Annotated in this window: 6 protein-coding genes; all 6 read left to right on the top strand. The window is 76.3% G+C overall.

The window, feature by feature from the left end; all coding sequences use genetic code 11:
- Positions 1 to 192 precede the first annotated feature (192 nt).
- The 6 genes from ABT247_RS29470 to ABT247_RS29445 all read left to right on the top strand — a co-directional run bounded on the left by ABT247_RS29470 (position 193) and on the right by ABT247_RS29445 (position 7,975).
- On the top strand, positions 193 to 489 hold the full coding sequence (locus ABT247_RS29470) for a DUF503 domain-containing protein (protein ID WP_196949803.1): 297 nt from the start codon (positions 193 to 195) through the stop codon (positions 487 to 489).
- 152 nt (positions 490 to 641) lie between these two features.
- Complete coding sequence (gene rbfA / locus ABT247_RS29465) at positions 642 to 1,085, top strand: 30S ribosome-binding factor RbfA (RefSeq protein ID WP_350748438.1); 444 nt, start codon at positions 642 to 644, stop codon at positions 1,083 to 1,085.
- A 2-nt stretch (positions 1,086 to 1,087) separates the two neighbouring features.
- Positions 1,088 to 2,191, top strand: coding sequence for a DHH family phosphoesterase (locus tag ABT247_RS29460; RefSeq protein ID WP_350748435.1), 1,104 nt, complete (start codon positions 1,088 to 1,090; stop codon positions 2,189 to 2,191).
- A gap of 42 nt (positions 2,192 to 2,233) precedes the next feature.
- Positions 2,234 to 3,163: a tRNA pseudouridine(55) synthase TruB gene (truB, locus tag ABT247_RS29455; protein ID WP_350748433.1), complete on the top strand. Its 930-nt coding sequence runs from the start codon at positions 2,234 to 2,236 to the stop codon at positions 3,161 to 3,163.
- A 226-nt stretch (positions 3,164 to 3,389) separates the two neighbouring features.
- Positions 3,390 to 6,965, top strand: coding sequence for a serine protease (locus tag ABT247_RS29450; RefSeq protein ID WP_350748430.1), 3,576 nt, complete (start codon positions 3,390 to 3,392; stop codon positions 6,963 to 6,965).
- 65 nt (positions 6,966 to 7,030) lie between these two features.
- Positions 7,031 to 7,975, top strand: coding sequence for a bifunctional riboflavin kinase/FAD synthetase (locus ABT247_RS29445; RefSeq protein ID WP_350748427.1), 945 nt, complete (start codon positions 7,031 to 7,033; stop codon positions 7,973 to 7,975).
- Positions 7,976 to 8,087: the final 112 nt, after the last annotated feature.

Genomic DNA, 8,087 nt, shown 5'->3' with positions numbered 1-8,087 from the left:
TAAGGGTCTACGACGTAAGTGATACACACGTGTGGCGCGACCCGCCGGGCGGGTCGCGGGGGGCCCGGGGGGCGGGTGGCGGGTTTTTTTCCCGCCCCCCGGCCCCGGTCTCGCTGTGTAGGGTCCTGGTAGACCGGCCCGGTTCCGGGCCGTCCTCCCCGAGGCCTTCCAGGTCGGCGAGACCTGTCACACATGTTCGTGGGAACACTCACCTTCGACCTGCTGCTGGGCGACGTCCACTCGCTCAAGGAGAAGCGTTCGATCGTGCGGCCCATCGTGGCCGAACTGCAGCGCAAGTACAGCGTGTGCGCTGCCGAGACCGGGAACCAGGATCTGCACCGCCGGGCCGAGATCGGCCTCGCGGTGGTGTCCGGCGACGCCGGCTACGTCACCGAGATCCTGGACAGCTGTGAGCGGCTGGTCGCCGGCCGCCCCGAGGTGCAGCTCCTCTCCGCGAGGAGGAGGTACCACAACGACGACGACGAATGACCGCTGTGGAGGGCGCCGACGGAAGTCGCCGTTCTCACACAGATCAGGAGCCAGAGCGCCCGCAAGGCCGGGCGCGGGCCGGTACTTTGGGGCGTGGGCCCCGACGGGTGGCAGCTCGCCCGGGTACCGGGCCCACTGCACGAGGAGGCAACGTGACCGACACCGCAAGGGCGCGCAAGCTCGCCGACCGCATCCAGGTGGTCGTCGCCCAGACCCTGGAACGGCGGATCAAGGACCCGCGGCTGGGGTTCGTGACCATCACCGACACCCGGGTGACGGGCGACCTGCGCGAGGCCACCGTCTTCTACACCGTCTTCGGTGACGAGACCGAGCGCCAGGCCACCGCGGCCGCGCTGGAGAGCGCCAAGGGCGTGCTCCGGTCCGAGGTCGGCAAGCAGACCGGGGTGCGCTTCACGCCGTCGCTGACCTTCGTCGCGGACGCGCTGCCGGAGAACGCCCGGAACATCGACGACCTGCTCGACCGGGCCCGCACCTCCGACGCCGCGGTGCGCACCCAGGCCGCGGGGGCGACCTACGCCGGAGAGGCGGACCCGTACCGGGTGCCGGCGTCCGAGCGTGACGACGAGGACGAGTAGTCATGGCGGGTGAGCCGGCTCAGGCCGCCTCGCGAGCCGGATCGACCACGGGGGCGTCCTCCACCAGCACGGTGGAGGGTGCCCTCGCGGCGCTCCCGGGGCCGCGCGCCGAGGAGAGCGGTTTCGAGCTGCTCTGGCAGCAGGTGGTGGCGGAGATCGGGCGGGCCCGCTCGATCGACCTGATCTGCCACATCTGCCCGGACGGCGACGCGCTGGGCTCCTCGCTGGCGGCGGCGCTGGCGCTGCGCGGGCTTGGCAAGCAGGTGCGGGTCTCCTTCGGCGACGACCCGCAGATCGTCCCCGAATCGCTGGCCTTCCTGCCCGGCCAGGAGCTGATCGTGCCGGCCGCCGAGGTGCCGGACGAGCCCGAGCTGGTGCTCTGCTTCGACGTGGCCGCGCAGAGCCGGCTGGGCCTGCTGCACGACAAGGCCTTCGCCGCGCCCGTCCTGGTGGTGTTCGACCACCACGCCTCCAACCCGGGCTTCGGCACCCACCAGCTGATCGACCCGACCGCGCCGGCCACCGCCGTGCTGGTCGACGAGCTGCTGCGGCGGCTGGGCGTCGAGCTCGACCAGGACCTGGCCACCTGCCTGTACACCGGGGTCGCCACCGACACCGGCTCGTTCAAGTACCGGGCCACCACGCCCGCGACCCACGAGCTCGCCGCCCGGCTGCTCGCCACCGGCATCCGGCACGACCTGATCTCCCGGCAGCTGTGGGACACCTCCTCCTTCGGCTACCTCAAGGTGCTCGCGGCCGCGCTCGACCGGGCCGTCTACGAGCCGGACGCGGCCCAGGGGCTGGGCCTGGTGTGGACCTGGGTGCCGTACCAGGACCTGGCGCTGTTCAGCGTCACGGTGGAGGAGATCGAGGGGCTGATCGACATCCTGCGCCGGCCGGCCGAGGCCGAGGTGGCGCTGGTCCTCAAGCAGGACCCGGACGGCACGCTGCGCGGCTCCTCGCGCTCCAAGGGGGCGGTCGACGTCGCCGCCGCCTGTGCCGAGCTGGGCGGCGGGGGGCACGTCTTCGCGGCCGGGTTCAGCGCCCGGGAGGACGTGGCCGCGGTGGTCGAGCGGTTCCGGGCCGCGCTGCGACCGGTACGTTGACCCCCTGCTGGGGTTTTCCGAAGTTTTCAGAGAAAGAGCTCGATGAAGCGCAAAGGCACCGGCCCGGACGGCCTGGTGATCGTCGACAAGCCCGAGGGCATCACTTCGCACGGCGTGGTCGCCAAGATGCGGTGGCTGGCGGGGACGCGGAAGGTCGGGCACGCCGGCACGCTCGACCCGATGGCCACCGGCGTCCTGGTGATCGGCGTCGAGCGGGCCACCCGGCTGCTCGGCCACCTGATGCTGACCGCCAAGACCTACGAGGCGACCATCCGGCTCGGCCAGACCACCGTCACCGACGACCGGGAGGGCGAGGTCACCTCCTCGACCCCGGCCGACGGCGTCACCCGCGAGGCGATCGACGCCGGGATCGCGGCGCTGACCGGCGAGATCATGCAGGTGCCGTCGAAGGTCAGCGCGATCAAGATCGACGGCAAGCGGTCGTACGCCCGGGTGCGCGAGGGCGAGGACTTCGAACTGGCGGCCCGGCCGACCACGATCCACTCCTTCACCGTGCACGGGCAGCGCGCCGCGGTCGCCGAGGACGGCACGCCGGTGGTCGACCTGGACGTGACCGTGGAGTGCTCCTCCGGCACCTACATCCGGGCCCTGGCCCGTGACCTCGGTGCCGGGCTGGGCGTCGGCGGGCACCTGACCGCGCTGCGGCGCACCAAGGTCGGGCCGTACGGCGTCGAGTCGGCGCGCACCCTCGAGCAGTTGGAGGCCGCCGTCACCGGCGAGTCCGCCACGGGCCTGGAGGTGCTGCCGATCGCGCAGGCCGCGGCGGCCGCCTTCCCGCGCTGGGACCTGGACGAGGCGTCGGCGCAGAAGCTCTCGCACGGCGCGCGGCTGAAGGCGCCGGGGCTGGGCGTGGACGGGCCGATCGCGGTGTTCGGGCCGGACGGGCGCTTCCTGGCCCTGGTCGAGGAGACGGGCGGGCAGGCGAAGCCCGTCGCGGTGTTCGTCGGCTGAGCCGCCGCCGCAATCGGCGTCACGACCGGTGAAACCCCCTGTCAGGAGTGCGGAGGCTCCTGGCGGGGGGTTTCACCGTTGCGGGTCAATCACTCGAAGAGGCGGCTCACTCGCGCGGGGGAGCGCGAGAGGTGAACGACCGTGGTGAGCGGCGCGTGAGCGGTCGGGCCGCCGCCCCGGCGGGCAGGCTCCCGGCGGCGGGCGAGCGACGGTCGAAGGGGCACACATGCCGGGGTTTCTGGAGGGCGATCCGGGGCGGCACCTGCTGCGGATCCGGGACCTCAACGGACGGCTGCACGGCTTAGGGTTCGTCGCCGACCCGCACGGCGGCGTGCTGACCGCGCACGAGAGCGTGGCGGGCCTGGGCCGGGTGGTGCTGCACACCCCGGGCGGACAGACCCGGGTGCTCGGCCCGGACTCCGTGGTGCTGCTCCCCGAGCACGGGCTCGCCCTGCTGCGGACCGACGGCGTCGGCGGCCTCCCGGTGCCGCCGCTGCCGGTCGCGGCCGTGGGGGCCGGGCACGAGCTGCTGCTGCCCGCGCTCACCGGGCAGGACGAACGGATCGCCGTGCTGCGCTGCGGGCTGCTGGGAGTCACCGGCGCGGTGTACGGCGGGCACCCCCTGGCCGGGGTGCTGCTGCTGGACGTGCCGGTGGTCGGCGGGGCCGCGGTGCCGCCCGGCTCGCCGGTGCTGGACGCCCGCAGCGGCGCCGTGGTCGCGGTGACCGCGCCCTGCCTGCGCGGCCCGCAGTACGGCGGGGCGCTGCCGGCCGTTCCGGCCGGCGGCGGCAGGGTGGTCGCCGAGGCGCTGGCGGAGGTGCTGGCGCGCAACGCGGCGGCCGTGCCCGCGTACGGTCGGGCGCTCAACCTGGCCGGGGTGCTGCGGCTGACCGCCGCGCAACTGGCCGCCGCCGGGGCCGGTCCGGACCGGGTGGCCGGACTCGCCGCCGACCGGGTGGACCGCCCGGACGGCCTGAGCGGCGAGGAGCTGACGGCGACCGTCACCGCGCTGGTCGGCGCCCCCGGCAGCGGGCGCTCCACCGAACTCGCCGCACTGGCCGTCCGCCGCTCCGGCGGCGCCCGGCCGCTGCCCACCCTCTGGCTGCGCGGCGCCGACCTGCGCGCCGACGACCGCTCGCTGGCCGAGCCGGTGGAACGGGCCCTGGCCGCCGCGGCGGCCGAACTCGGGATCCCGGCGCCCGCGCCCGAGCCGGTGGCGGCGCTCTGCGCGGCCGCCGGACGGCCGCTGCTGGTGGTGCTGGACGGTCCCGAGGAGGCCCCGGCCGACCTGGGGCCGCGCTGGCTGCGCGGCGCCGGGCAGTGGCTCACCGGCTGCGGCGCGCGGCTGCTGACCGCCTGTGGCGAGGAGGTCTGGGAGCGGCTCGCGGCCGAGCCCTGGGGCAGCGGCGCGGACGGCCTGCGGTACCTGGCGGAGCCCGGCCCGGCCGGGGACCTGGCCAGCGCCCCCACCGTCCGGTTGGACGGCGCCGGCCCCGGCGCGCCGAGCCTGGCCGGGCACCGGCTGGGCCCGTTGCCCGCCGAGGCGGCCGAGCGGGTGCGCCGCCGCTACGGGCTGCCGCCGGGCCGCCCGCCCGCCGCCGAGGACGCCCGGCACCCGCTGGCCGTCCGGCTGGCCGGGGAGCTGTGGGCCCAGGGCGTGCACGACCAACCGGTGCGCCGCAGCGAGCTGTTCGGCGCCCACCTGGACCTGCGCTGCCTGCGGGTGGCCCAGCGGCTCGCCGGGGACGGCCGCCCGCGCCGCCCGGGCGCCCACCGCAGGGGCGCCGCCCGGCCCGCCGGGCCGGATCACGGACGGGTGCGGCGCCTCGCCGCGGCGGTGGCCGGGCGGGTGCACGAGGCGGCCCGGCGGATGCTCGGCGGGGAGCCGGGCGGCCTGCGCCGGAAGACCTTCGAGGAGCTGTTCCCGGCCGAGGGCGGGTGGGCCACGGCGGTGCTCGCCGAGGGCCTGTTCGTCCCCGCCGGGCCCGGCTACCGCTTCGCCCACGGCGAGTTCGCCGACTGGCTGCAGGGCCAGCACCTGGACCTGGACGCGGCCCTGCGGCTGCTGCTCGGCGAGGCCGAGGACACCCCGGCCCCGCCCGGCGCCGGGACGAACTCCGTGCCCCGGCACCGGATCGGTCCGGTCGCCGCCGCGCTGCGGCGGGTGGCCGAGACCTGGGGCGCCCCCGCTCTCGACCCGTGGCTGCACCGGATCTGGCGCGCCCTGGACCTGCGCCCGCCGGGCAGCGAACCGGCCTGGTGGGCGGCCCGGTTGCTCGTCGCCGGGCTGGCCGCCAGCCCCGACCCGGCCGAACACCGGGCGCTGCTGGAGCAGTTGGCCGGCCGGATTGCGGAGCGGGCCGCGGCGGGGGGCGGGGAGGCGCTGGACACGACGGCCCGCTTCGGTCCGGCGTTCTGGACCGGCCTCGGCCTGCCCGTCGAAACCGAACTCGCCCTGCTGCGCCGGTTGGTGGTCGCCGACGGCCCGGAGCGGCCCTTCCTCGGCGCGGTGGCCGAACGGCTGCGTGCCGACCCGGTGGCGGTCTTCCCGCTGCTCTGCGCCTGGTTCGACGACCCGCGCCCCCTGCCGGGCCGCTCCGGCGGGAGCGTCGCCGACCTCGCCCACGACCTGCTGTACGTCCACCGGTGGCTCGCCCTGGACGAGTTGGCCGACGCGCTGGCCGACGCCGCGCACCCGAGGGCGGACGCCCTGCTGACCGTGCTCGCCGCCGAGGAGCCGTCCGCGCTGTGCCGTGCGGTGGACCGCTGGAGCCACGACCGGCGGCCCGAACGGCACGTCGCGGCCGCCGTGCACGCGCTGCGGACGGCGCCGTACGCGGCGGGCGCCGGGGCCGAGCTGCTGCGGTTCGCCGCGCTGACCCTGCTCGCCCGCGAGGACGAGCCGGGCCTGCACGGCGCCGCGCTGGCCCTGCTGGTCGGGGACGGCGCGTCCAGGGCCGAGCACCTGGACGCCGCGCTGGCCTGCTACCGGGCCGGCGACGACGCCTTCCTCACCCCGTGGGCGCTCGCCCCGGCCCTGGAGAGCGACCCGGAGCCCGTGCTGGCGGCGTTCGCCGACCGGCTGGCGGCCCCCGGTGCGGCCCCCGCCGAGACCCTGCGGGTGCTCGCCGACGCCCGGGGCGCGGCGGCCGCCCGGCACGGCGCCGAACTGGCCGCCCGGCTGCTGCGCCGGCAGCCGGAACTCGCCGGGCCGGTCGCCGTCGACTACGTCGGCCGGAAGCTGGCGCGGGCCGCCGTCGACGGCCCGGCGGTCCGGCTGGAGCTGCGGGTGCTGCTCGGCGCCGCGCTGGCCGCCCGTACGGCCTCGGCCCGCCGGCCGTTCGCCGAGGTGCTGTCCGTCCCGGTGGCCGATCCGGCGGCGGACGCGCTGCGCTGCGAACTGCTGGACGCCCTGCTCGCCGCCGAGACCGACCCGGAGGTGCTCACCGCGGCGGTGGCGGGCCTCGCCGAGCACTGCGCGGCCGAGAACCCGGCCCGGGCCCGCGCCGTGCTCGCCCGGGCGACCCCGGGCCTGGCGGACGCGGACGAACTGCTGGTGCGCTGCGCCGGGCGTTCGGCGGCCTTCGCCCAGCTGATCGCCCAGTGGCCGCGGGACGCCGCGCCGACCGCCCCGGACGGCCCCCGACTGGCCCGGATGCGGGCCCTCGTGGCGGCCGGGCGCGATCCGCAGTACGCCGCCGCCGAGGCCGAGCGGACGGTGCCCGTGCGGGCGCCGCGGCCCCCGGCGCCGTCAACCCCCATTCCGGTGCCTGAGCCGGGGCAGGCGCATGGCACGCTATAGGGGTTCGGGTATTGAGCGTTTGAGCGTACCGAGGGTACGCACCGTACGGAACAAGGAGCGGTCGGGTGCAGCGCTGGCGTGGCCTGGAGGAGATCCCCGGTGACTGGGGACGCAGCGTCGTCACCATCGGCTCGTTCGACGGGGTGCACCGTGGACATCAGCTGATCATCGGACGGGCCGTCGAGCGGGCCCGCGAACTCGGCGTCCCCGCCGTCGTGGTGACCTTCGACCCGCACCCGCGCGAGGTGATCCGCCCGGGCAGCCACCCGCCCCTGCTGGCGCCGCACCCGCGCCGGGCGGAGCTGATCGCGGAACTCGGCGTGGACGCCGTCCTGGTCCTGCCGTTCACCACCGCCTTCTCCCAGGAGTCCCCCGAGACCTTCGTCCGGCAGGTCCTGGTGGAGGCGCTGCACGCCAGGCTCGTCATCGAGGGCCCCAACTTCCGGTTCGGCCACCGGGCCGCCGGCGACGTCGCGCTGCTCACCGAGCTGGGCCGGGCGGACGACTTCGAGGTCGAGGTGGTCGACCTCCAGGTGTGCGGCACCGCCGGGGACGGCGAGCCGTTCTCCTCCAGCCTCACCCGCCGCCTGGTCGAGACCGGGGACATGGCCGGGGCGAACGAGGTGCTGGGCCGCCCGCACCGGGTCGAGGGCGTGGTGGTGCGCGGCGCCCAGCGCGGCCGCGAACTGGGCTACCCGACCGCCAACGTGGAGACCGTCCCGCACAGCGCGATCCCGGCCGACGGGGTGTACGCGGGCTGGCTGACGGCCGAGGGCGAGAGGATGCCGGCGGCGATCTCGGTCGGCACCAACCCCACCTTCGACGGCACCGCCCGCACCGTCGAGGCGTACGCCATCGACCGGGTCGGCCTGGACCTGTACGGGCTGCACGTGGCGGTGGACTTCCTCGCCTACCTGCGCGGCATGGAGAAGTTCGACTCCGTCGAGGCGCTGCTGGACCGGATGGCCGACGACGTCAAGCGCGCGCGTGAGCTGACCGACGGGGCCTGACCCCGAGGACGCCGCAGGCACCCCGGGGAGATCAACCCCGGCCGCCCCGGCCCGATACCGTTAGCCCTGTGCAAGCAGCAGGCGATACCAGCAGACCGAACCCCGAGCGGCC

Origin of the sequence: Kitasatospora sp. NPDC001539 (genome assembly GCF_040298565.1) — a bacterium.
In the GTDB taxonomy this organism is placed as follows: Bacteria; Actinomycetota; Actinomycetes; order Streptomycetales; family Streptomycetaceae; genus Kitasatospora.
The sequence above is the reverse complement of the archived record's forward strand: the minus strand, read 5'-3'. Positions and strand labels throughout refer to the sequence as shown.